At 70.4% G+C, this 22,897-nt stretch carries 20 protein-coding genes; 8 read left to right on the top strand and 12 right to left on the bottom strand.

The annotated features are described in order from the left end of the window. Positions 1-30 precede the first annotated feature (30 nt). Entirely contained in the window at positions 31-1,395 is a 1,365-nt protein-coding gene (locus MNQ95_RS03350; protein ID WP_241953803.1) for an NTP/NDP exchange transporter, read from the top strand. A 6-nt stretch (positions 1,396-1,401) separates the two neighbouring features. Here the strand turns inward: MNQ95_RS03350 and MNQ95_RS03345 are convergent, their stop codons facing one another. From MNQ95_RS03345 to MNQ95_RS03330, 4 genes are all read right to left on the bottom strand, one after another. Further along, a complete protein-coding gene (locus MNQ95_RS03345; RefSeq protein WP_241953802.1) occupies positions 1,402-1,782 on the bottom strand; it encodes a hypothetical protein in 381 nt (126 codons plus the stop codon). A 24-nt stretch (positions 1,783-1,806) separates the two neighbouring features. Beyond that, positions 1,807-2,286: a hotdog fold domain-containing protein gene (locus MNQ95_RS03340; RefSeq protein ID WP_241953801.1), complete on the bottom strand. Its 480-nt coding sequence runs from the start codon at positions 2,284-2,286 to the stop codon at positions 1,807-1,809. A 159-nt stretch (positions 2,287-2,445) separates the two neighbouring features. Next, the gene (locus MNQ95_RS03335; RefSeq protein WP_241953800.1) at positions 2,446-4,917 is read right to left on the bottom strand and encodes an acyl-CoA dehydrogenase; all 2,472 of its coding nucleotides are present in this window, start codon (positions 4,915-4,917) and stop codon (positions 2,446-2,448) included. Then, the gene (locus MNQ95_RS03330) at positions 4,914-5,864 is read right to left on the bottom strand and encodes an alpha/beta fold hydrolase (protein WP_162409551.1); all 951 of its coding nucleotides are present in this window, start codon (positions 5,862-5,864) and stop codon (positions 4,914-4,916) included. The genes MNQ95_RS03335 and MNQ95_RS03330 overlap by 4 nt, the downstream gene beginning before the upstream one ends. 153 nt (positions 5,865-6,017) lie before the next feature. On the opposite strand from MNQ95_RS03330, the gene MNQ95_RS03325 reads away from it, so the two are divergent. Next, complete coding sequence (locus MNQ95_RS03325; protein ID WP_162409549.1) at positions 6,018-6,614, top strand: TetR/AcrR family transcriptional regulator; 597 nt, start codon at positions 6,018-6,020, stop codon at positions 6,612-6,614. Between the two features lie 124 nt (positions 6,615-6,738). Here MNQ95_RS03325 and pepQ read toward each other — a convergent pair whose 3' ends face one another. The 7 genes from pepQ to rph all read right to left on the bottom strand — a co-directional run bounded on the left by pepQ (position 6,739) and on the right by rph (position 13,882). Beyond that, positions 6,739-8,061, bottom strand: a complete 1,323-nt coding sequence (pepQ, locus tag MNQ95_RS03320; protein ID WP_241953799.1) for a Xaa-Pro dipeptidase — start codon at positions 8,059-8,061, stop codon at positions 6,739-6,741. A gap of 68 nt (positions 8,062-8,129) precedes the next feature. Further along, complete coding sequence (locus tag MNQ95_RS03315) at positions 8,130-8,480, bottom strand: PilZ domain-containing protein (protein ID WP_241953798.1); 351 nt, start codon at positions 8,478-8,480, stop codon at positions 8,130-8,132. Beyond that, a complete protein-coding gene (locus MNQ95_RS03310) occupies positions 8,477-10,855 on the bottom strand; it encodes a DUF1631 domain-containing protein (protein ID WP_241953797.1) in 2,379 nt (792 codons plus the stop codon). Before MNQ95_RS03310 ends, MNQ95_RS03315 begins: the two co-directional genes overlap by 4 nt. 82 nt (positions 10,856-10,937) lie before the next feature. Beyond that, positions 10,938-12,095, bottom strand: a complete 1,158-nt coding sequence (gene hemW, locus MNQ95_RS03305) for a radical SAM family heme chaperone HemW (RefSeq protein ID WP_162409541.1) — start codon at positions 12,093-12,095, stop codon at positions 10,938-10,940. A gap of 46 nt (positions 12,096-12,141) precedes the next feature. Continuing rightward, positions 12,142-12,753 carry an RdgB/HAM1 family non-canonical purine NTP pyrophosphatase gene (gene rdgB / locus MNQ95_RS03300; protein ID WP_162409539.1) on the bottom strand — a complete coding sequence of 204 codons (612 nt, stop codon included), beginning with the start codon at positions 12,751-12,753 and terminating at the stop codon, positions 12,142-12,144. Beyond that, the gene (locus MNQ95_RS03295; RefSeq protein WP_241953796.1) at positions 12,750-13,148 is read right to left on the bottom strand and encodes a VOC family protein; all 399 of its coding nucleotides are present in this window, start codon (positions 13,146-13,148) and stop codon (positions 12,750-12,752) included. Before MNQ95_RS03295 ends, rdgB begins: the two co-directional genes overlap by 4 nt. Before the next feature lie 5 nt (positions 13,149-13,153). Continuing rightward, positions 13,154-13,882, bottom strand: coding sequence for a ribonuclease PH (gene rph, locus MNQ95_RS03290; RefSeq protein WP_162409535.1), 729 nt, complete (start codon positions 13,880-13,882; stop codon positions 13,154-13,156). 144 nt (positions 13,883-14,026) lie between these two features. Between rph and MNQ95_RS03285 the strand changes: the two genes are divergently transcribed. The 4 genes from MNQ95_RS03285 (at position 14,027) to MNQ95_RS03270 (ending at position 17,678) form a co-directional block, all read left to right on the top strand. Further along, complete coding sequence (locus tag MNQ95_RS03285; RefSeq protein WP_241953795.1) at positions 14,027-14,887, top strand: YicC/YloC family endoribonuclease; 861 nt, start codon at positions 14,027-14,029, stop codon at positions 14,885-14,887. Positions 14,888-14,892: 5 nt separating this feature from the next. Next, positions 14,893-15,522, top strand: a complete 630-nt coding sequence (gene gmk / locus MNQ95_RS03280) for a guanylate kinase (protein WP_162409871.1) — start codon at positions 14,893-14,895, stop codon at positions 15,520-15,522. Positions 15,523-15,687: 165 nt separating this feature from the next. Beyond that, a complete protein-coding gene (rpoZ, locus tag MNQ95_RS03275) occupies positions 15,688-15,987 on the top strand; it encodes a DNA-directed RNA polymerase subunit omega (RefSeq protein ID WP_162409531.1) in 300 nt (99 codons plus the stop codon). Between the two features lie 161 nt (positions 15,988-16,148). Then, complete coding sequence (locus MNQ95_RS03270; protein WP_241953794.1) at positions 16,149-17,678, top strand: hypothetical protein; 1,530 nt, start codon at positions 16,149-16,151, stop codon at positions 17,676-17,678. 16 nt (positions 17,679-17,694) lie between these two features. Here MNQ95_RS03270 and MNQ95_RS03265 read toward each other — a convergent pair whose 3' ends face one another. After that, the gene (locus tag MNQ95_RS03265) at positions 17,695-19,809 is read right to left on the bottom strand and encodes a glycosyltransferase (protein WP_241953793.1); all 2,115 of its coding nucleotides are present in this window, start codon (positions 19,807-19,809) and stop codon (positions 17,695-17,697) included. A 97-nt stretch (positions 19,810-19,906) separates the two neighbouring features. Between MNQ95_RS03265 and mrcB the strand changes: the two genes are divergently transcribed. Further along, positions 19,907-22,333 carry a penicillin-binding protein 1B gene (mrcB, locus tag MNQ95_RS03260; protein WP_241953792.1) on the top strand — a complete coding sequence of 809 codons (2,427 nt, stop codon included), beginning with the start codon at positions 19,907-19,909 and terminating at the stop codon, positions 22,331-22,333. Between the two features lie 7 nt (positions 22,334-22,340). Then, positions 22,341-22,862, top strand: a complete 522-nt coding sequence (locus tag MNQ95_RS03255; protein ID WP_241953791.1) for a tetratricopeptide repeat protein — start codon at positions 22,341-22,343, stop codon at positions 22,860-22,862. The last annotated feature ends 35 nt before the right edge of the window (positions 22,863-22,897 follow it).

Raw genomic sequence — 22,897 nt, 5'->3', positions numbered from 1 at the left:
GCCGGTACGACTCCCAGGACCGCCTAGCCCATGACTGCTGCAGACACGGCCTCCTCCCGGCTTGGCCGGCTCCGCTCGGCAATGGCCGAGTCGCCGCCGCTGCTGTGGTCGTTCGCGTATTTCTTCTGCCTGCTCAGCGGCTACTACGTGCTGCGCCCGGTGCGCGAGGCGATGGCTGCCTCCAGCGACGTCGAGGCGGTCTTCCCGCCCGCGCTGATCGCGTTCTTCGCCGATCGCGGCGTGGCGCTGGGCGAATTCACCCTGCAGTTCATCTTCACCGCGGTGTTCGTGATCATGCTGCTGCTGCAGCCGGTGTATGGCTGGCTGGTCAGCCGTTTCCCGCGGCGGGTGTTCCTGCCGGCGATCTACGGGTTCTTCATCATCACCTTGCTGCTGTTCTACGCGATGTTCGACAGCGGCGTGGCCGGGCGCGGACTGGCCTTCATCCTGTGGATCACGGTGTTCAACCTGTTCGCGGTCGCCGTGTTCTGGAGCTTCATGGCCGACATCTACAGCAATGCGGAGGCCAAGCGGTACTACGGCTACATCGGCGCGGCAGGCACCCTGGGTGCGTTCCTGGGACCGGTGCTGACCCGGACGCTGGTGGAGCGGGTCGGCATCGCCAACATGATGCTGGTGTCGGCGGCTTTGCTGACGGTGTGCGTGGTGTGCATCGCGCGGCTGCGCCAGTACGCGGTGGCGCGCGAGGCCGAGCGCGGGTTGGCCAGCGGCGAGAAACCGATGGGGGGCCAGATCCTGGCGGGCCTGAAGCTGGTGGCGAGGGAGCCGCTGCTGCGCTGGCTGGCGCTGCTGGTGGTGCTGGGCGTGGGTATCGGCACCCTGCTGTACAACGAACAGAACCGGATCGCGCGCACCGCGTTCGCCACCGCCGAGGAGCGCGCCGCGTTCTTCTCGACCCTGGACCTGGCGGTGAACTCGCTCACCCTGGTGGTGCAGCTGCTGATCACCCGCGCGCTGATGTCGCGCTTCGGCATCGCCCCGGCGCTGCTGATCCCGGGCGTGGCGATCATCCTGGGCTTCTCGATCCTGGCGGCTTCACCCTTGCCGATGATGATCGCGGTCGTGCAGGTGTTCACCCGCGCCAGCGAGTTCTCGCTGGCCAAGCCGGCGCGCGAGACGATCTATACCCGGGTCGGGCGCGAGTGGCGCTACAAGGCCGGCGCGGCGATCGACACGGTGATCTACCGCGGCGCCGACCTGACCTTCGTCTGGCTGCACAAGGGACTGTCCGCATTCGGTTCCAGCGCGGTGTTCGGCTTCGGCGTGCTGGTGGCCGGCATGATGACGTTCTCGGCGCTGCAGCTGCTGCGCCAGGAGAAACGGTTGCCGGGCGGCCGGGATACGGCCGCCGTTGCCGACGGCAGTCCGGCCTGAGGCGACTCAGGCCGGCAGCAGCGGCAGCGAGAACAGCACCGCGCCGACGACGAACAGCGCGGTGAGCGCATGGACGAGGGGCCGGTTCACGCGCAGGAACACGAACTGCTCGATCGTCCGCCCGATCCAGAACAGGACCATGAACCACAGCAATGCCCGGCCGAGCGCGGTTCCGCGAAGCTCGGCCGGGAACAGCAGGCACAGCATGCCCACGCCCAGGAAGAAGTAGACCAGGCGCAGGTTGAGGATCTGGATGATGGCGCGGGTCGGCAGGCCGACCCTGGCAAGCTCGTGCTTCCAGCCGAACAGCCGCCAGAAGGCGAGGTGGAAGGCCGCCAGGCCGAAACTGTGCAGGGCGCAGAGCAGCAGGGGAACGTCCGCGTGCATCTCCCTCTCCTCGGCGCGGCGGCCTCAGCCCCTACGTGTCGGCTTGGGCGACACCCACATCGCGATGCGCGCGCGGAACACGGCATCGCCCTCGCGGTCGCGTACCACGACGCTGACCGGAAGGTCGTAGCCTTCGGTCGCCTCGACCGGCGGCACGTCGGGCGTAGCCACCGCCTGCATCGGACCTTGGCCCTTCTTCAGGTACTCGACCGTCATGCCGCGCGGAATCCAGCGCATCGATGCCGGCAGGCTGGCGTCGGTCATCACCCCGGCGACCAGTTCGGCCAGGTTGCACAGGGCGATCGCGTGGACCGTGCCGAGGTGGTTGGTGACCTTGCGGCGGTGACGGATGGTGGCCTCGCAGCAGCCCGGCTCCAGCCGGGTGATGCGCGGGGCGATGGTGGCGAAGTAGGGCGCCTTGAAGCACACCGCGCGCGAGAACAGCCAATCGCCGGCTGGCCAGCGCTGCAGTCGATGCCAGGTGTCGAGCAGGCGATTGGCCATGGCGGATCCTGTGGTGGGCGGTGGACGATGCGGGGCGATCCTGCGGGGCCGGCCCCCTACGGTGTGTCGATCCCGCCTGCAGGCCTTGGATACGAAGACGGCGGGCTTGGGCCCGCCGTCGCGTGAGTGCAATGCAGGTCGCGTGCTTCTACCAGCGGCTCAGGCCGCTTCGCGCGCACCCGGGCGGGGCTGGTCGTAATAGCTGGCGGCGCGCAGTTCGTGGACATCGAAGTCGTCCACGGTGATCGCCTCGAGGGTGATCTGGCGCAGTTCTTCCAGCAGCTTGCGTTCCTCGGCGCTGATCACGCCCTCGGCCACGGCCTCGTCCAGCTGCGCCGGGAATTCCAGCGCCTCGATGCCCTTGGTCTTGAGCGCCTTGAGGAACTTGCGCTCGACCGGCTCGGCCTGCACGGCCTTGGCCAGGTAGCTGTCGATGCGGCCGCCCGGGTTGTTCGGGCACGGGGTCAGGAACACGCCCACGCCGAGGCGGTCGCGCGCTTCGTTCGGGGTCATCAGCAGCGAAGCGACGCGGTGGTTGAGGCGGTCGCCCGGGGCCTCGGCGCGGCGGCCGAGCGGGAACACCAGCGCCCACAGCGCCCAGCCGACCGGACGGATCGGGAAGTTGCGCAGCGCGTCCGACAGCGCGGTCTCGATCACGTGGAAGCTGTTGTACATGCTCCACGCCAGCAGCGGCTTGTCGGCCTCCGGCGCACCTTCGTCGTGGTAGCGCTTGAGCACCGCGCCGGCCATGTACAGGTGGCTGAGCACGTCGCCCAGGCGGCCCGACAGCGATTCCTTGAACTTCAGCTTGCCGCCGAGCAGCAGCATCGACACGTCGGCCATCAGCGCCAGGTTGGCGGCGTAGCGGTCGAGCTTGCGGAAGAACGGACGGGTGTAGTCGTCGCCCGGCGCGCCACCGATCTTCGAACCGGTCAGGCCGAACCAGAACGAACGGAACGCGTTGGAGATTCCGTAGCGCACGTGGCCCGACAGGCTCTCGTCGAAGCTTTCCAGCGCGGCGGCGCGGTCCGGGTCCTGCGCGGCCTTCATTTCCTTCATCACCCACGGATGGCACAGGATCGCGCCCTGGCCGAAGATCAGCAGGCTGCGGGTCATGATGTTGGCGCCCTCGACCGTGATGCCGATCGGCGCGGCCTGCCAGCTGCGGCCGGCGAAGTTGCGCGGCCCGAGGATGATGCCCTTGCCGCCGATCACGTCCATCACGTCGGAGATGACTTCGCGGCCCATGTTGTTGCAGTGGTACTTGGCGATCGCCGACGGCACCGAAGGCACGTCGCCGCGGTCCACCGCAGCGGCCGTCGCCTGCGACAGCGCGCTGATCGTGTAGGCCTTGCCGCCGATCCTGGCCAGCGCTTCCTCCACGCCCTCGAAGCGGCCGATCGACAGGCCGAACTGCTTGCGGATCCGGGCGTAGGCGCCGGTCACGCGCGCGCCGAACTTGGCGCCACCCGAAGCGGTCGAGGGCAGGGTGATCGAGCGGCCCACGGCCAGGCATTCGTTGAGCATGTTCCAGCCCTTGCCGGCCAGCTCGGCACCGCCGATCAGCTGGCTCAGCGGGATGAACACGTCGCGGCCGCGGATCGGGCCGTTCTGGAACGGCGAGTTCAGCGGGAAGTGGCGGCGCCCGATTTCCACGCCGGCGGTGTCGCGCGGCAGCAGGGCCAGGGTGATGCCGATGTCCTTGGTGTCGCCGAGCAGGCCTTCCGGGTCATACATGCGGAATGCCAGGCCGACCAGGGTCGCCACCGGGGCCAGGGTGATGTAGCGCTTGTCGAACGTGAGCTTCACGCCGAGGACGTTCGCGCCCTCCCACTCGCCCTTGCAGACGATGCCGAAGTCCGGGATCGAGGTGGCGTCGGAGCCGGCGAACGGGCCGGTCAGGCCGAAGCACGGCACTTCCTGGCCGGTCGCCAGGCGCGGCAGGTAATAGTCCTTCTGCTCCTGGGTTCCGTAGTGGTTGAGCAGCTCGCCCGGGCCCAGCGAGTTGGGCACGCCGACGGTGGAGCTGACCACGCTGGAGACCGAAGCGATCTTCTGGATCACCTTGTGGTGGGCCAGCGCCGAGAAGCCCAGGCCGCCGTACTGCTTGGGGATGATCATGCCGAAGAAGCGGTTCTTCTTGACGAACTCCCACATCTCCGGCGGCAGGTCGGCGTGGACGTGGGTGATCTCCCAGTCGTTGATCATCGTGCACAGCTCTTCGACCGGCCCGTCGAGGAAGGCCTGCTCCTCGGTGGTCAGCTGCGGCTTGGGATAGTTCAGCAGCATGTTCCAGTCCGGATCACCGGTGAACAGCTCGCCTTCGAAGCCGACCGAGCCGGTCTCCAGCGCGATGCGTTCGGTCTGCGACAGCGGCGGCAGGATCCGGCGGAAGACATTGAGCAGCGGTGCGACGATCAGCGGCTTGCGGATCGCGGGGATCAGCAGCGGAATGGCGACCAGCGCCGAGAGGATGCCGATCACCGCCACGGTCGCGTGGTGTGCGCCCAGCAGCCAGCAGGCGACCAGGGCGACGGCCAGCAACGCGGCCCAGGTGGCCAGCCGCAGCCGGTGGTAGGCGGCGAACCCGCCGATCAACAGAAAGGCCAGGATGGGCGCGGCAATGCTCATGGGTTTGCTCCAGTGACGGGCGAGGACGCCCTTTGCACGGCGGAACTGCCGGTCCCCTCGGTCCGGTCCAGTTCCGCCAGGTATTCCAGCACGGTGGCGGTAAAGCGGTCGTTGTCGTCCCCGGCCAGCATATGCGTGGCATCGGCGAGCTGCACGTGTCGGGCGTGCGGAGCCAGTTCGAGGAAATCGGCGACGGTGCGTTCGGACACCAGGTCGCTGCGGCCACCGCTGACCAGCAGCAGCGGGCAGCGCACGTTGCGCGTGGCTTCTGCGATGTCGTCCTGGTGTTGCTCGCTGTCGCGCGCAAATTCGTCGACCAGGCGCGGATCCCAGTGCCAGCGCCAGCGGCCGTCTTCGCCCTCGCGCAGCAGCTCGCGCAAAGCGCCGGGCGACTTCCCGGGCTCGCGACGCCGGTGCGGCAGGTAGATGGCGATGCGCTCGGCGGCGTGCTCCAGTGAATCGAAGCCGTCGGGGAAGGCGGTCATGAAGCCGAGGATGCGCTCCACCCCTGCCGTCTCCCAGCGCGGCGTGATGTCGACCAGGACCATCGCCCGGAACAGGCCTGGCCAGCGCGCTTCGGCCAGCAGGCCGAACAGGCCGCCCATCGAGGCGGCGACCAGCAGTGGCGGGCGCGGCTGTTCGCCGGCCAGGACGATCAGGTCGTCGGTGAACTGGTGGCCGGTATAGCAATCGCCCTCGGCGTTGCGATCCGAGCCGCCGTGCCCACGCGCGTCATACGCCAGGCCGTCATGCCCGTGCTGCGCCAACGACTGCGCCGTCGCCGCCCATGCGCGACGGGTCTGGCCGAAGCCATGCGCGTACAGCACCGAAGCGGTTGCATCGACGGCCGTACCCGGCAGGCAATGACGACTGGCGGCCAGTCGCAGCCCCGCACCTTGCAGGTGCAGGTCGCTTGCCAGCGGGGCGACAGTGGCGGCCGGGTCCATACGAGATGGTATGGATGGGTTGCGTGGAAAGTCAATACGAATGCGTATGGCAAAGGACCGTCCGGGATGGCGAGGGCGGGGGCCTTTGATAAGGCACGGTTTCCCTCGCAACGACGTACTGCAACGCACTGCTGCGTATGGTTAAATCCGGACATGAACCCGACATCGATGGCTCCACCCTCTTCACCTGCGCCCGCGCGCAGCGCCCGTCTCAGCGCTGCCGACTGGGCCCAGGTCGCCTTGGACGTCATTGCCGAGCAGGGCGTGGCCGCGGTCGCGGTCGAGCCGCTGGCGCGGCGCCTGGGCGTGACCAAGGGCAGCTTCTACTGGCATTTTCCTTCACGCGACGCGCTGCTGCAGGCCGCGCTCGAGCGCTGGGAGGAAGTGGAACAGGAGCAGGTGTTCGGCAGCCTGGAGGACGTTCCCGATCCGCGCGAGCGACTGCGCATGCTGTTCCAGCTGGTCGGGCACGAAACCAAGCCGCACGCGATCTACAGCGAACTGCTCAAGGCGCTGGACCATCCGGCTGTGCAGCCGGTGATCCAGCGCGTCTCGCAGCGGCGCCTGGAATACCTCACCGCCTCGTTCCGCCAGGCCGGCCTGGGCCGCGCCGAGGCGCAGAACCGCGCGCGGCTCACCTACGCGGCCTATGTCGGTTTCCTGCAACTGCGGCCGCACCAGCCGAAGATGACCCACGAGGAATTCGAGGAATACCTCGAACACGTGATCAACACGCTGATCCCGGTCTGACCGCCGCCGGAACGCCCGGCAGGGCGGGGCCTGCCCCGCTCGCTTGCATCGGCCGAACCCGGGGGCAGCGGGGCACGCCCCGCTCCACGAAGGCGCCGGGGCGATCGCCGTCCGGGCGCAGGTTCTATCCGGCGAACGCCGGCCGGGTCAGGTTTTCGGCCGCGCCGTCGGTGCACAGCACCTCGTCTTCGATGCGGATGCCGCCGTAGGGCCGGAACGCGTCCACGCGCGCCCAGTCGACGCTGGCGGCGTGACCGTTCTTCTTGACCTCGTCCAGCAGCATGTCGATGAAGTACAGGCCCGGTTCGATGGTGACGACCATGCCCGGCTCCAGTACGCGGGTCATGCGCAGGTAGGGGTGGCCCTCCGGCCGGGCGATCGTGCCGCCGCGATCGCTGGCGGCGAAGCCGGCCACGTCGTGCACCTGCAGGCCGATCGGATGGCCCAGGCCGTGCGGGAAGAACGCCGCGCTCACGCCGGTGGCCAGTGCCGCTTCCGGGGAGACCTTCAGCACGCCGAAGTCCTTGAGGATGCCCATCAGCGACAGGTGCGCATCCACGTGCAACTGGCGGTAGTCCGTGCCCGCCCGCACGCCGGCACACATGGCCTGCTGCGCGGCGTCGACCGCCTCGATCATCGACTGGAACTCGCTGCCGCGGTCGGCCGCGTAGGTGCGGGTGATGTCGGAGGCGTAGCCGCAGTGGCTGGCACCGGCGTCGATCAGGAAGCTGAGCGACTCGGTCGGCGGGTCGCGGTCCAGTTCGGTGTAATGCAGGACGGCGCCGTGCGTGTTGAGCGCGACGATGTTCTGGTACGGCACCTCGGTGGCGTCCTGGCGCGCGGCCTCGCAGTACGCCATGTGGATGTCGAACTCGCCGGCGCCGGCGCGGAACGCGCGCTCGGCGGCGCGGTGCGCGTGCGCGGCCTTGCGCTGGGCCACGCGCATCAGCGCGACCTCGTAGGGCGTCTTGTACGAGCGCTGGTAGTGCAGGTAGTCCAGCGCCGGGGCCGGATTGTTCGGCACGTAGTCACCGAGCGCGCTGTTGCCTTCGCCCAGGATCGCGCAGCGGGCCGCCGGGCCCGGCAGCAGCGGCAACGCTTCTTCCGGCGTGCGGATCACGTGCACGTCCACGTGCTCCACCCACCACCCGTTCGGTGCCTCCGGAACCACGTGCCAGTAGTCGAACGGCTGCAGGTAGATGACCTTCGGGCGCTGCCCGGGGGTGTAGACCAGCCAGCTGTCGGTGACGCGGGTCAGCGGCAGCCAGTGCTTGAAATGCGGATTGACCGCGAACGGATAGTCGCGATCGTCGAACAGCTGGTAATGGCGGCGGCCACTGGGAATGAGCAGGTGCTCGTGGCCACTGCGCAGCAGCGCCTCGTCGGCGCGCGCGCGCAGTGTCGCCAGGTGCTGGGGGTAGAGCGTAGCGGGATCGGCGGCATTCATCGGCGGGTCCGGAACGGAAAGGCGCAAGTGTGCCCGATCCGCCGGAAACCGGCCCTTAAGACGCGCGATCAGGTCGCGGCGGCTTCCTCGCCGGCGCGCACCCAGTCGCGGATGTGGCCGCGGTGTTCCTCGGAAATGGTCAGGAACCGGAACCCGCACCAGCTCTGGCCCGGGGTGTTCGCCGGGACCGCCCACAGCAGGTGCACGCCGATGCCGATGGGCGCGATCGGGCCGCGGCCGGTGAGGTGGAAGCGCAGCTGGTAGAGCGCGTCCTCGACCAGCGGCACCGAGGCGATCAGCAGCATGCCGCTTTCGGACAGGTTGCCGAGCTGGCCGATGACCTCGTCGGTCATCGCATCGATGACCGGCACGCTTTCGGTGACATGGCGGCGCGGGGCGCGGCGGGCGTCGTGGATCATGCGCTGGCAGCTCCCAGTGCGCCGTCATCGGACCGCCCGGCCAGACCGCGCAGCACGCGCAGCGTTGCATGCCAGGCCCGGTCGATCAGCCGGCCCTTGTCTTCGGTGACGATTCGCGCCTGGCCCTGCGCCATCAGCCGGGCCAGGCTGTCGAGCGACTGCTCGCCGACCTTGTGGCCCCGCGCGTTGACGAACAGCGCGTTGTCGGTGACCGGGCTGTACCAGGAGAGCCGCTGCCGGCGCACGTCGCCCTGCTGGTTGTGCACGAACTCGAACCAGGTGCCGAACGGCAGCGTGCGCAGGTGTTCGTAGCAGCCCTGTTCCTCGGTGGTGCGCGCGGGCGGCTTCACCTTCTTGGCCTCGGCGTGCTCGCCTTCGCCCAGGCGCGCGCGGGCCTTGAGCTTGGCGGTCAGCTCGGTGCGCGAGGTGTTCTCGTCCTCGTCGCTGCGCGAGAGGCGGCGCGCGATCGCGCTGGCTTCGTCCTCGTGGTACCCGACCTGGCGCAACGCCGAATCGATCTGTCCCGCCAGCTCCGGATCGGCCGGCGCCTCGGCGGCGCAGGTGATGTCGATGATGCGGCCGGTCGCTTCCTCGCGCTCGCGCCACTCCTCCGATTCCTCGCCGTGGCGCAACGCGGTCAGGGTCAGCACGTCGGCCCAGGCCTGGTTGATCAGTGCCTGCACGAACTGCGGCGGCTTGCGCCCGCCCAGGCGCGCGGCGATGGTCGTCGCCGCGCTGTGCTTGGCGGTCTCCAGCCGGTCGCGGCCACGCGCGGCCTCCACCTGGCGGCGCTCGCTGACCTCGGCCTTGTGCGCCTGCGCGCGGTAGTGCTCCTGCACTTCGCGGTTGGCGCGCTCGAACACGGACTCGTCGCCGGCGTATTCCTCCACCACCTTGTCCACGGCCTGTTCCAGGCGCAGGACCAGCTGCGGGTCGGCGTCGTCGTCGGCCAGCCAGGTGGCCCCGGACTCGGCCACCGAATTGAGCAGTTCACGCGCCGGATGCTGGTCGCGGACGAAGAAGCTGCGGTCCTGCACCGCGGCGCGCACCACCGGCACCTGCAGCTTCTCGAGCAGGTCCTGCGCCGGCGCATCCTCGTGCACCTCGCGCCCGATCTCGTGGTACAGCATGCCCAGCAGTTCGAACGTGTCGCTGTGTTCCTGCGACAGGCCGGCTTCGGGCCCGTGCGATTCGCGCATCCGCGCCAGCATCGCCTGGCGCAGGTCGTCCACGGTCCGCCGGGGGCGGCCGGATGCGCGCGCCGGCGAGGGGATGGCCTGCATCGCCCCGAGCACGTTGACCACCGCGTCGAGTGGAAGGATGACGCCGGGCATCTGTCCGGCCGCGCCGGCGAGCCCGGCATTGCCCGACAGGCCGCCGCGATGTTCGGTGAGCATGCCCTGCAGCGCGGCGAAGACCGCCTGCTCCGGGATCTCCCCCGCGCTGGCCTGGGCGGCTTCGGCGGGCGCGGCCTCGCCTTCGCCTGTCTCGGCACCGGGATGCGGCTGGCGTGAGGCCAGACCGGCCATCAGCGCCCCGCTCCATGCCGAGGGTCGTGCCTGGCCGTGCCATCCGGTCAGCGGACGCTGGCTGACCGCGCCGGCAGAGCCGGACGCGGCACCGCGTCCGCGACTTTGACCCTGGGTGCGGGGCCGGTAGGGCAGGTAGACCAGGCCGGGCAGCACGCCTTCGTGGGTCAGCAGCACGTTGAGCCGCTCGACCAGCTCGCCGTAGCGCTCCATCACCTGGCGCTCGAAGACCCGGTACAGCAGCAGCTGCGAATCCAGGGTCATGTGCAAGGTGTCGCCGGCATCGCGCAGCACGCGGCACAGCGCGAACGGGCCGATGGGCAGGCGCTCGGGATCGAACGCGGGGCGTCCGGCGAGCACGGCGAAGCGTTGGCCCAGCAGCAGCAGCGGGGTGCCGCCGCGCTGCGCCTCGCGACGTCCGATCTCGCGCAGGACGATGTCGCGGTCCAGGTCGGTGTCCTCGACCAGGGTCAGGCGCTGGAACTGCAGTGGATCCTGCGGCGGCGGTTCTTCGGCGGGATCGTGTTCGGGTGTTTCGCGCAGGCGGGCGAGCGAGGTCTCCAGGCCGGCCAGGTAGCGCGGCACGACGTCGGCGCGGTGCTGGCGCAGGCGCTGCAGTTCGGCGAAATGCTCGGACTGCTGCTGGCTGCTGCGCGCGCGGTCGGCCTGCTTGAACAGCTGGCGCTCGAACTCGTTGAGCGCCAGGTTCAACGAGGTGGTCAGGGTCTGCCCGGCCAGCGCGTTGATCGCCTCGAGGATATGGCGCACGCGCGGAGGCAACGCCGCATTCGCGAGCGTTCGCGATGCAGCGCCAATAGTTGATGTTGGTCGAACGGTAGATGACATCCGGTGGCCCGGCTCCCCTGTGGCAGGGTATTTAACACGTTTGGGGCGGACCGGCCACAGCGTTTCCGGCTCCGGCCCGCGTTTAGAGGAACAAGGCGATCACGTCGTTGGCGAAACGGCGGCCCAGCGCGGTCGGAACGACGTGGCTGTCCGAAACAACCAGCCATTCGCGTTGCCCGGCCAGCTGCAACGCCGCCTGGATGCTGTCGCGGGACATGCCGGTACGAACCTCGAAGTCGGCCAGGGCGAATCCCTGGTGCAGGCGCAGGGCGTTGAGCATGAACTCGAACGGGCGTCGCGATGGCTCGATCCGGTCGTCGCCGCCGATCGCCCCCGCGCCGCCGGCCGCTTCCATCCAGGTCGCCGGGTGCTTGTGCTTCCAGCGCCGCAGGATCGTCTGCTCAGCGCCCAGGGTGATCTTGCCGTGCGCGCCGGCGCCGATGCCCAGATAGTCGCCGTAGCGCCAGTAGTTGAGGTTGTGCGCGCACTGGCGGCCTTCGCGGGCGTAGGCGCTGGTCTCGTAGTGCGCGTAGCCGGCCTCGGCGAGCCGTTCCTGGCAGCGTTCCTGGATATCCCAGGCGTCGTCGTCGTCGGGGATACCCTGCGGCGGCTGCGCGAAGAACACCGTGTTCGGTTCCAGGGTCAGCTGGTAATGGCTGATGTGCGCCGGCTGCAGGGCGAACGCGCGCTCCAGGTCGGCCAGCGCCATGCCCAGGTCCTGGCCGGGAAGGGCATACATCAGGTCCAGGTTGAGGTTGTCGAAGCCCGCATCCTGGGCCAGCCTGACCGCCGCTTCGGCCTCGGCGCTGTCGTGGATCCGGCCCAGCCTCTGCAAGCAACCATCATCGAAGCTCTGGATGCCGAAGCTGATGCGGTTGACGCCGGCGGCACGATAGCCGTCGAAGCGGCCGTGCTCGGCGGTGCCCGGATTGGCCTCCAGGGTGATTTCGGCCTCGGGCGCGAAACGCAGCCGGCTGGACGCGGCCTGGAGGATCCGGTCGATGGCGTCCGGAGGGAACAGGCTCGGCGTGCCGCCGCCGAAGAAAACGCTGTGCACGGTACGTCCCCAGGCCAGCGGCAGGTCGTGCTCCAGGTCGCGGACCAGCGCGTCGACGTAATCGTCGAACGGCAAGGCGCCCTTGCCGGCATGCGAATTGAAATCGCAGTACGGGCATTTGCGCACGCACCAGGGCAGGTGCACGTAGAGCGAAAGCGGCGGCGGAATCAGGGCGGGTGTCATGCGGGCAGTGCGTTGAGCGGTGGGGCGTCCGACGGGGCGGGGCGCGTCAGCGCAGCGCGGCCAGGGCCGCGGGCAGGCGGATGCGCAGCTGGTCGAGCGCGCGGCCGCGATGGCTGATCCGGTTCTTGAGCGCGGGATCGAGCTCAGCCGCCGACAGTCCATGTTCGGTATCGAAGAAGACGGGGTCGTAGCCGAACCCGCCGGTGCCGCGGGGTGCGTCGAGGACCAGGCCCGGCCAGATGCCCTCGGCGACCAGCGGCTGCGGGTCCTCGGCGTGGCGCAGCAGCACGATCACCGAATAGAAGTGCGCGGTTCGCCACTGCGGGTTCAGTCCTTCCAGTTCGCGCATCAGGCGGGCGATGTTCGCCGCGCTGTCACCGTGGCCGCCCGCATAGCGGGCCGAGTAGAGCCCCGGCGCGCCGCCGAGCGCGTCCACGCACAGGCCCGAATCATCGGCCAGTGCCGGCAGGCCGGTGACCCGCGCGGCGTGGCGTGCCTTGAGCAACGCGTTCTCGACGAAGGTCAGGCCGGTCTCTTCGATGTCATCGACGCCCAGCGCCGACTGCGGCAGCAGTACCGCGCCCGTGTTGGCGAGCAGGGCCTGCAGTTCGGCGAGCTTGCCGGCGTTGCCGCTGGCCAGGACCAGGCGCGTGCTCATCGCCCGGGCTCCAGCAGGTCCCACCGGTTGCCATACAGATCGCGGAAAACCGCGACGGTGGCGTACGCCTCATGGCGCGGTTCCTCGAGGAACTCGACGCCGCGCGCGCGCATGGCCGCATGGTCGCGCGCGAAGTTGTCGGTCTCGAGGAAGAAGCCGACCCGGCCCCCGGCCTGGTCGCCGATGCGCGCGCGCTGCGCGTCATCGCTGGCACGCGCCAGCAGTAATGCAGCGCCCGTGCCGTGCCCGGGCGCCACCACTACCCAGCGCTTCCCGCCGCCCTGCGCGCTGTCTTCGACCAGGTTGAAACCGAGCGTGCCGGTGAACCAGGCGATGGCTTCGTCGTAGTCGGCCACCAGCAACGTGGCCAAGGCGAGCCGGCGGTTCGCGGCCACGCCCGTCATGTCCGTGCCAGGGCCGCCTGCTGCGCGGCGAGCAGTTCGCCGATGCCGCTTTCGGCCAGTGCGAGCAACGCGTCGAGCTCGGTCCGGCGGAAGGCGTGGCCCTCGGCGGTGCCCTGCAGCTCGATGAAGCCGCCGCCGTCGTTCATCACCACGTTCATGTCGGTGTCGCAGTTGCTGTCCTCGGCGTAATCCAGGTCCAGCACCGGGACGCCCTGGTAGATGCCGACCGACACCGCGGCCACCGCGCCGAACACCGGGTCGCGGGTGATCTCGCGCTTGGCCTGCAGCCAGCGGATCGCGTCGACCAGCGCCACGTAGGCACCGGTGATCGCCGCGGTGCGGGTGCCGCCGTCGGCCTGCAGCACGTCGCAGTCCAGGGTGATGGTGCGCTCGCCCAGCGCGCCGCGGTCGACGCAGGCCCGCAGCGTGCGTCCGATGAGGCGCTGGATCTCCAGCGTGCGGCCCCCCTGCTTGCCCCGCGAGGCTTCACGGTCGGAGCGTGTGTGGGTCGAGCGCGGCAGCATCCCGTACTCGGCCGTGACCCAGCCTTCGCCCTTGCCACGCAGGAAGGCCGGCACCCGGTTCTCTACGCTGGCGGTACACAGCACGCGGGTTTCGCCGAAGCTGACCAGTACCGAACCTTCGGCATGGCGGGTGAAGCCGCGTTCGATGCGGACTTCGCGCAACTGGTCGGGAGCGCGGCCACTGGGGCGGGCGACGGTCATTCGATGGATTCCATGGGGGGGAGGCGGGCGCCTGGTGCGCGCGGCGGACCGGATCGGGCCCGCGCCGGGCGCGGCGTGCCGCGGGAGGCCGGCTAGATTAACATTCGCGCCTTGCCGCAAGCGCCTGGCCCGAAGGAACCCCGCATGATCCGTAGCATGACCGCCTTCGCCAGCGGCGAACGCGCCACCCCTTGGGGGCTGCTGGGTTGCGAGCTGCGCTCGGTCAACCACCGCTTCCTGGAAACCGGCCTGCGCCTGGCCGACGAGCTGCGCGCGCTGGAGCCGGTGCTGCGCGAGCGCATCGCCGCGCGGGTGCAGCGCGGCAAGCTCGATCTGGTGTTGCGCCTGCGCGCGCCCGAGTCGGCGGCCGGGCTGGTCGTGAACGAACCTTTGCTGGAACAGCTGGGCGCACTGGCGCAACGGCTGGATGGCAGTTTCCCGCGGCTGCAGGTCGAGTTCACCCAGCTGCTGCAGGTGCCCGGCGTGCTGCGGGTGCAGGCGGCGGACGGCGAAGCCCTGCAGGCACAGGCACTGGCATTGCTGGACGAGGTGCTCGACGGATTCGTGGCTGCGCGTGAACGCGAAGGCGCCAAGCTGGCCACGGCGATTTCCGAGCGCGTGGACGCGATCGAACGCATCGCCGGCCAGGTGCGCGAACTGATCCCGGCGATCCGCGAGGGCCAGCGCGCCAAGCTGGCCGCGCGCCTGGCCGACTTGCCGCACCCGGTCGACCCGGGCCGGGCCGAGCAGGAACTGGTGCTGTGGTTGCAGAAGCTCGACGTGGACGAGGAACTGGATCGGCTGTCGAGCCACATCGTCGAGATCCGCCGCGTGCTCGTCCAGCGCGAGCCGGTCGGCCGCCGCCTCGACTTCCTGCTGCAGGAATTCAACCGCGAGGCCAACACCCTGGGCTCCAAGTCGGTGGACGCGCGCACTTCTTCGGCCGCGGTGGAGCTCAAGGTGCTGATCGACCAGGTCCGCGAACAGGTGCAGAACATCGAATGAGCCAGATGCGAGGCACGCTTTTCATCGTGGCCGCGCCCTCCGGGGCCGGCAAGAGCAGCATCGTCAATGCGGTGCTCGCGCGCGATCCGCAGATCCGCCTGTCGATCTCGTTCACCTCGCGCGCGCCGCGGCCGGGCGAGCGCCACGCCGAGCACTACCATTTCGTCGGCGCCGACGAGTTCCAGCGCATGATCGATGCCGGCGACTTCTTCGAGTACGCCCGCGTGCACGGCGACTGGAAAGGCACGGCACGGCAGTCGGTGGACCCGCAGCTGGATGCCGGCCACGACGTGCTGCTGGAGATCGACTGGCAGGGCGCGGCGCAGGTGCGGGCCAAGGTGCCCGATGCGGTCAGCGTGTTCATCCTGCCGCCTTCGCGGCAGGCGCTGGAGCAGCGCATGCGCCATCGCGGCCAGGACAGCGAGGCGGTGATCGCGCAGCGGCTGGCGGCCGCGCGCGAGGAGATGTCGCACTACGCCGAGTTCGACTACGTGGTCGTCAACGAAGTGTTCGACACCGCAGTGGACGAGATGTGCGCGGTGTTCACCGCCAGCCGCCTGCGCTGCGCCCAGCAGCAGGCCCGGCATGGGGCATTGATCGGGGCGCTGGTCGCTCCGGCGCCCGGGGATCCGTAAAGCCCGCCAGGCAGGACAGGGGGCCGGGCCTCGCGGAGGGCTGGCCTAAGTAATTGATTGGAAAGGCGCGTTCAGCCTGGATGCTTGCCTCCGCCCGGGTCGTCGGCTTAGACTCCGCGCCCGATCCCCCTTTCTGAGTGGCGACCGCAGTCGCCTGGAACCCCTATGGCCCGTATCACCGTCGAAGATTGCCTGGAAGTGGTCAACAACCGCTTCGAACTGGTCATGATGGCCTCCAAGCGCGCGCGCCAGCTGGCCAACGGCGTTCCGGCCACCCTGGACAACAGCGAGAGCGAGGACAAGCCGACCGTGCTGGCCCTGCGCGAGATCGCCGCCCGCACCGTCAACCACACCCTGATCGACGAAGTCGAGAAGTCCGAGCGCGAGCGCGCCGAGCGCGAGGCGCTGGAATGGGCCGCCGCCGAAGTGGTCGCCGACGACGACCTGTCCAAGGGCGACGACTGATCCACGGGTGAAGCACCGGGCGGACGTCGCGTCCCGTCCCGCTTGCCACGCCAGACGGCCCGCACTCGTGCGGGCCGTTTGCGTTGGTGGCTGCGACAGCCGGGTGAGGGTGCCCGCGTGCCGCCACGCTAAGCTGCAGTCGTGATGGGAGTTCCCGTAGGGTGAACAACACGGATGGTGGCCACGGCCGGCCGCGGCTGCCGCGGCTGCCCACCTGGCGCAGGCCCGGCTCCTGGTGGGCGCGGGCATTGCTGGCGGTTGGAATGCTCCTGGCGCTGATGCTGCTTTTGCGCCAGCCATTGGCCGACCGGCTGTGGCCGCAGGCGCGGATCGACCGCCTGCTCGACGAAGGCGCGCGGGCATTGGCCGAGGGCCGGCTGGACGCCGCCGACGGCCAGGGTGCGCGACAGAAATACGAGGCGGCGCAGGCCCTGGACAGCGATCGCGGCGAGGCCCGCGCCGGGCTCGCTCGGGTCGGAAGACAGGCGCTGGCCAATGCACGGCAAGCCATCGGTGCACGACGATTCGACGAGGCCCATCGCTGGCTGGCCCTGGCCGCGGAGCTGCAGTTGCCACGCGCGCAGGTGGATGCGGTCGCCGGGCAGCTGCGCCAGGCGGAACTCGCCGATATCGACCCGGGCGTGGTGCGCGGCCGCGCTGAAGCGGCGCTGGCGGCCGGCGACGTGGAAGCGGCATTGCCGCTGTTCGCGCAGTGGCTTGCCGTCGCGCCGGATGATCCCGCGGCGCTGGAGGGTCGCGAAGATGCGCTGTCGCTGTTGCTCGAACGCGTGCGGCCGGCGCTCGGGCAGGGCGACCTGGCGGGTGCGTCGCGCTGGCTCGCGCTGGCCAGGCGGCACGACCCGGGCCATGTGGCACTGCCCGACCTGAAAGCGGCGTACGCGCAGGCGCTTGCCGCGCAGTTGCGCCGTGTCGAAGTACAGCGACAGCGCGGACGGCTCGCCGAAGCCGCCCGCCTGGTCACGGTCTTGCATGAGGCCGAGCCGGCGGATGCGGCCGTCGCCCAGGAGTCGCAGCGCGTGGCGCTTGCGCTGGTCGTGCACGCAAGGCGGCAGGCGGGCGATTTCCATTTCGATGCGGCCGGCGAGGCACTGGCGCAGGCGCGCGCGCTGGCGCCGGCGTCGGGTGCGCTGGCCGGTGCGCTGGTCGAGGCGCAGCGCGACCTGGAGCGCGCACGCGCGGCCGAGGCCCGGCTGAACGTGCCGGCGCGGACGAAGGACGCCCCGGCTTCGACGGTGCGCAGGGCGCTGGCCGGGTTCGATGAGGCGCTGCGGCGCGGGGACTGGATCGAGCCCCCCGGGGCCAGCGCCTACGACCGCTTGCGCGCTGCGCAGGGACTCGCGCCCGGCGATCCGGCAGTACGCGCTGCAGCGACACGGATGCAGTCGGCCGTGGCCGCCTGCGTTGAAGAAGGGTTGCGTGACAACCGGCTGCGCGCGGCGCAGGACTGCCATGATGCCTGGCAGGCGCTGGCGCCCTCCGATCCGGCGCTCGCCCCCGCCCGCCGTCGCCTGGCGCAACGCTGGCTGGCGGTGGGCGAGGAGCGCCTGCGCGCGGGCGAGCTGGAAGCGGCCGCGCACGCGCTGGATTCGGCGCGCCGGCTGGATCCATCCACGCCGGGATTGGAGGAGTTCGCCGCGCAACTGGTGCGTGCACGCCCGGGCCTGCGCTGAACGCCGCGGGGACGACTCAGTTGATGAACACCCGGCGCACCGTTGCGCTGGCCGCGTCGAGCGAGAAGTGGCGGGCGATGTTGTCCAGCCCTGCCTGCGCCTGTGACTGCCAGCGCGCACGGTCGGCGTACAGGTCCGCCACCGCGTCGGCAAACCCGGCCGCGTCGTCGGCCACCACCACGTCGACGCCGTCGCGCAGGTGCATGCCCTCGACCGCGCAGGTCGTGGCCACCACCGGCTGGCCGTGCGCCATGCTCAGGTTGACCTTGCCCTTGACCCCGGCGCCGAAGCGCAGCGGCGCCACCGCGACGCGTCCACCGTCCATGTAAGGTGCCAGGTCGGGGACGTGACCGTGCACGATGATTCCCGGTTGCGTGGCCAGGGCGCGGACCTCCGCCGGCGGGTCGGCGCCGATGCAGTGGAAACGCACGTCGGGCAGGCGCTGGCGGATGCTCGGGAAGACTTCGCGCGCGAACCACAGCACCGCATCGGCATTGGGTGGATGGCGGAATCCGCCGACGAAGACCAGATCCTTGCGCGTGTCGAAATCGGGGCCGCGACCTGCGACCTCGTGCAGGTTGGACAGCAGCTCGACCCGCACCTGCGGCACGTCGCGCGCCAGCTGCGCCTGCTCCTCGGCGCTGACCACCAGGGTGATGTCGGCGGCGGACATCGCCGCCAGTTCGCGTTCGCGGGTCGCATCGGCGGCACGCAGCGCGGCGACGTCGCCGGACACTCCGGCGCCACGGCGTTCGCGCAGGTAATGGAGGTCGACCGTGTCGAACACCAGTCGTGCATGCGGCGCGTGCCGGCGCAGCAGCGGCAGGAAGGTGCCGGCGAGGTGGTGGCGGGTGAGCACGATCACGTCGAAGCGCTTCGCGTTGGCGCGCAGCCAGGCCGGTGCCGAGCGCGCGAACGGGGCGTACCAGGTCTCCACCCCGAGTTGCTGCAGCGCTGCGGTGGCGGCGCCGGCGTGGGCAAGCCCGGTCGGCAGGAACGCCACGTGCGCGCCCTCTGCGCGCAGCATCCGCAACAGGTTGAACTGCCGCAAGGAAGCGGAGTCGCGGTCCGGTCGCGGGATGGCCTCGTCGACCACCAGGATCCGCCGTTGCCGGCCATGCAGCAGCGCCGGGTCCGGGACGGTGCCGGGTGCCGGATGGCCACGCAGCGCATCGGCCCACTTGGCCGCGAACACCTGCCGGTTGCGCACCTGGTAGGCCTTCACGCCCGTGCTTGTGTCCGTACCGGCCGTGGTGCCTTCGTCGTGCAGCACCCGGCTGGCCGGCTGGACCCGCACGTGCCGGCCGAGTGCACGCACCGCGAAAGCCAGGTCGGTGTCCTCGTAATAGGCCGGTGCGTAGCGCGTGTCGAAGCCGCCGGCCTCGACGAAAAGTGCCCGCGGAATCGCCAGCGCGGCGCCGGAGCCGTAATCGCAGTCGCGCACGTAGCTGTAGCGGGGATCGTCGGCCGATTCGAAGCGGCCGTAGCTCCACGCGCTGCCGTCGTTGAACACGATGCCACCGGCTTCCTGCAGGCGGCCGTCCGGATACAGCAGCTGGGCGACGGCCAGTCCTGTATCGGGACAGGCATCGAAGGTGCCCAGCAGGGCGTCCAGCCAGCCGGGCTGTGGAATCGTGTCGTTGTTGAGGAAGACGAGGAATTCACCGCGGGCCAGCGCCGCGCCGTCGTTGCACGCGGCGATGAAGCCACCGTTGGTCGCCCGGCGGTGATAGCGAAGGCCCGCGATCTGCTCCATCCATTCGCCGGTCGCATCGCTGCTCCCGTCGTCGACCACGATCACTTCGAGACCGCCAGCACCGGCCGGGGGATGCGCGGCCAGGGCGCGCAGGCACGCCAGGGTCGCCTCGCAATGGTTGTAGACCGGGATCACCACGCTGGCGCGCGGCACCGTGCCTGCCGGCGGGGCGGGCACGGCGAACGCTGCGAACGGTGCCGGATCCGCCCGGTACAGCGGCAGGCGCGGCGGCGGTGGCGGCGGACGCACGTGCAGCAGCACGCGCTGCCAGGTGGCCTGCCAGCCACGGCTGCGCAGGCTGGAAAGGCCGCGGCGCGCCAGCCCGCGCAGGTGCGCCAGCCAGTAGCGGACTTCGGCCAGCGGCGTGGAGGGCATTCCGGTTCGCAACTCCGACTGAAGGAGGGTGAAAGGCGTCCGCGGCGCGGACGGAAGGCTGCGCTAGACTCGGCCGACTCCGCATTCTCGCATTCCCGTGCCCCGACGCCACGAGCCTGACGACATCGAAGACTTCGAGGACGAAGGCGCCGCCCCGGCCTGGCGCCGCCACCTGCTGACCGTGGTGCTTGCAGGTGCCGCCCTGGCGGCCGGCTTCCTGATCCCGTACATGCTCTACCTGAACCACCAGGTCAGCGAGCGCTTCGCCGCGCTGCAGTGGCAGATCCCGACCCGCGTCTACGCGCGCCCCCTGCAGCTCAAGCCGCAGCTGGCGATGGACGTGCGCACCCTCAAGACCGAGCTGGACGCCGCCGGCTACCAGGACGATGGCAGTGGCGAGCGACCCGGCAGCTATCGCGAAGAGGGCGGCCGTTTCACGATTGCCAGCCGCGGCTATTCCGACGTCGACGGCCAGGTGCCGGCGCGACGCCTGGACGTCGCCATTTCCGGGGGGCGCGTGGCCAGCCTGCGCGACAGCGCTTCGCGCAACGCGGTCAAGGCGGCGCGGCTGGACCCGGCCCGCATCGCCACCCTGTATGGCCAGCGCCAGGAGGAGCGGCGCCTGGTCCGGATCGACGAGGTGCCCGAGCTGCTCGTCACCGGCCTGCAGGCGGTGGAAGACCGCGATTTCGCCAAGCACCACGGCATCGACCTGTCGGGCATGGCGCGCGCTGCCTGGGTCAACCTGCTCGCCGGCGAGAAGCGCCAGGGCGCCAGCACGCTGACCCAGCAGCTGGCGCGCAGCGGCCTGCTGGGCATCGGCAAGGAACAGACCTACACGCGCAAGTTCAACGAGGTCCTGTACGCGATCATCCTGGAGTCGCGCTACGACAAGCGCACGATCCTGGAGACCTACCTCAACCAGGTGTACCTGGGCCAGCGTGGCGGGCAGGCGATCCACGGCGTGGCTTCGGGCGCGGAGTTCTGGTTCGGCCGCGACCTGGATGCGCTGACCACCGAGCAGACCGCGTTGCTGATCGGCCTGGTGAAGGGCCCGTCCTACTACGATCCACGCAAGCACCCGGAACGCGCGCTGGAGCGGCGCAACGTCGCCCTGTCGATGCTGAATGCCACCGGCCTGGTCGACGACGCCGAGTACGAGCGCGCGCGCAAGGCGCCGCTGGGCGTGACCAGGCAGCCGGGCGTGGCCGCGGCCAACCGTTTCCCCGCCTATATCGACCTGGTCCGCCGGCAGCTGGCCAACGACTACCCGGAAAGCGCTTTGCAGGGCGCCGGCCTGAGCGTGCTGACCGGCATGTCGCCATCGGCGCAGGCCTACGCCGAAGGCGCGGTGGTGCGCGCGGTCGAAGCCTTGCAGACCGGCAAGCGGCCGCCGCTGCAGGCCGGTGTCGTGGTCACCGACGTGCATGCCGGCGACGTGCTTGCGGTGGTCGGCGGGCGCGACGTCGCCACCCATGGTTTCAACCGCGCGGTCGAAGCGAAGCGGCCGGTCGGTTCGCTGCTCAAGCCCTACGTGTACCTGCTGGCGCTGGCGCAGCCGCAGCGGTTCTCGCTGGCCAGCTTCGTCGAGGACACGCCGGTCACCGTGCAACTGGCGCGCGGCAAGACCTGGTCGCCCGACAATTCCGACAACACCAGCCACGGCACCGTGCGCCTGGTCGACGCGCTGGCCCATTCCTACAACCAGGCCACGGTGCGGATCGGCATGCAGGTCGGCCCCGAGCGGCTGGCGCAACTGATGAAGGTGCTGGCGGGCGTGCAGGCCGAGCCCAATCCCTCGCTGATCCTCGGCTCGACCGACCAGAGCCCGTACGCGATGGCGCAGCTGTACCAGTTCCTGGCTTCCGGTGGCGAGATCCAGCCGCTGCGCGCGGTGCGCGGGGTGCTCGCTCCGGACGGCAAGCTGCTCAAGCGCTACGACACCGAACCGGCGCCGGCGCAGGAGGGCGATTCGATCGCCGCCAACCTGGTCTCCGTGGCCCTGCAGCAGGCGGTCACCGACGGCACCGCGCGCCGGCTGCTGGCCGACGGCCTGGGCCGCCTGTCGCCCGCGGGCAAGACCGGCACCAGCAACGATGGCCGCGACAGCTGGTTCGCCGGATACACCGGCGACCACCTTGCGGTGGTGTGGATGGGCAACGACCAGAACCAACAGACCGGGTTGTACGGCGCTACCGGCGCGATGCGGGTCTGGTCGGGGCTGTTCTCGCGCCTGCCCAGCTCGCCCTTGCGGATCCCGGGCAAGGGGCTGGACTGGCAGTGGATCCAGCCGCAGGGCTCCTACAGTACCGACGCCGATTGCCCGGGTGCGCGCCGCTTCCCGTTCGTCGCAGGTGCGGCGCCGGCGTATGCGCCGTGCGCGCCGGCCTACGAAAGCGCAGCCCCCGAGGGTGGCGAGGCGCAGGAGGGCGGCGGCTTCTGGAAACGGCTGTTCGGTCGCGACCGCGATGCCGATGCCGCCCAGCCCGAACCGGCGCAGCCCGTCACGCCGCCTGCGCCATAATGGCGGCATGAAATTCCCCACGCGATCCACCGCGACCCTCGTCGTGATGTGCCTGTTCCTGTGCGCCTGCGCGCCGGCGGTCCAGTCACCGGCGCCCGCGCCCGGCCCGGGACCGCAGCAGCGGCTGGCCGCCGTGCATGCGGCCGCGGGCGTCGACGACACCGAACTCAACGTCCAGCCGCTGCGCGACCCGCAGGTCGAGGACCTGCGCGCGAAGGCGTCGCGCGCACTCGCGTCCGGCGATGTGGGAGCCGCCGCCGAAGCCTTGAACCAGGCGTTGCTGATCGTCCCGGACGATCCGGCGGTGCTGCAGGAACGTGCCGAGATCGCGCTGCTGCAAGGCCAGTACGACCGCGCCGAGACCCTGGCGCGCAAGGCGTTCGACGTCGGCTCCCGGGTCGGCCCGATGTGCCGCCTCCACTGGGCCACGATCGAGCAGGCGCGGCTGGCGCGCGGGCAGGCGGAGAACGCCGCCTCGGCCCACGCGCAGATCGGCACCTGCACGGTGCCCGGCCTCAAGCGCATGTAGCACGCTGCCGCGGCGCGGCGCCCCTGCGGGCGCCG

The organism is Pseudoxanthomonas daejeonensis (assembly GCF_022637495.1).
GTDB classification, from domain to species: domain Bacteria; phylum Pseudomonadota; class Gammaproteobacteria; order Xanthomonadales; family Xanthomonadaceae; genus Pseudoxanthomonas; species Pseudoxanthomonas daejeonensis.
Note: the sequence above shows the minus strand (reverse complement) of the source record. Positions and strands in the feature narration are given on the sequence as shown.

Coding starts and splice junctions, on each gene's coding strand:
- MNQ95_RS03350 (WP_241953803.1), top strand. CDS start 31: ATGACTGCTGCAGACACGGCCTCCTCCCGGCTTGGCCGGCTCCGCTCG.
- MNQ95_RS03345 (WP_241953802.1), bottom strand. CDS start 1,782: ATGCACGCGGACGTTCCCCTGCTGCTCTGCGCCCTGCACAGTTTCGGC.
- MNQ95_RS03340 (WP_241953801.1), bottom strand. CDS start 2,286: ATGGCCAATCGCCTGCTCGACACCTGGCATCGACTGCAGCGCTGGCCA.
- MNQ95_RS03335 (WP_241953800.1), bottom strand. CDS start 4,917: ATGAGCATTGCCGCGCCCATCCTGGCCTTTCTGTTGATCGGCGGGTTC.
- MNQ95_RS03330 (WP_162409551.1), bottom strand. CDS start 5,864: ATGGACCCGGCCGCCACTGTCGCCCCGCTGGCAAGCGACCTGCACCTG.
- MNQ95_RS03325 (WP_162409549.1), top strand. CDS start 6,018: ATGAACCCGACATCGATGGCTCCACCCTCTTCACCTGCGCCCGCGCGC.
- pepQ (WP_241953799.1), bottom strand. CDS start 8,061: ATGAATGCCGCCGATCCCGCTACGCTCTACCCCCAGCACCTGGCGACA.
- MNQ95_RS03315 (WP_241953798.1), bottom strand. CDS start 8,480: ATGATCCACGACGCCCGCCGCGCCCCGCGCCGCCATGTCACCGAAAGC.
- MNQ95_RS03310 (WP_241953797.1), bottom strand. CDS start 10,855: ATGTCATCTACCGTTCGACCAACATCAACTATTGGCGCTGCATCGCGA.
- hemW (WP_162409541.1), bottom strand. CDS start 12,095: ATGACACCCGCCCTGATTCCGCCGCCGCTTTCGCTCTACGTGCACCTG.
- rdgB (WP_162409539.1), bottom strand. CDS start 12,753: ATGAGCACGCGCCTGGTCCTGGCCAGCGGCAACGCCGGCAAGCTCGCC.
- rph (WP_162409535.1), bottom strand. CDS start 13,882: ATGACCGTCGCCCGCCCCAGTGGCCGCGCTCCCGACCAGTTGCGCGAA.
- MNQ95_RS03285 (WP_241953795.1), top strand. CDS start 14,027: ATGATCCGTAGCATGACCGCCTTCGCCAGCGGCGAACGCGCCACCCCT.
- gmk (WP_162409871.1), top strand. CDS start 14,893: ATGCGAGGCACGCTTTTCATCGTGGCCGCGCCCTCCGGGGCCGGCAAG.
- rpoZ (WP_162409531.1), top strand. CDS start 15,688: ATGGCCCGTATCACCGTCGAAGATTGCCTGGAAGTGGTCAACAACCGC.
- MNQ95_RS03265 (WP_241953793.1), bottom strand. CDS start 19,809: ATGCCCTCCACGCCGCTGGCCGAAGTCCGCTACTGGCTGGCGCACCTG.
- MNQ95_RS03255 (WP_241953791.1), top strand. CDS start 22,341: ATGAAATTCCCCACGCGATCCACCGCGACCCTCGTCGTGATGTGCCTG.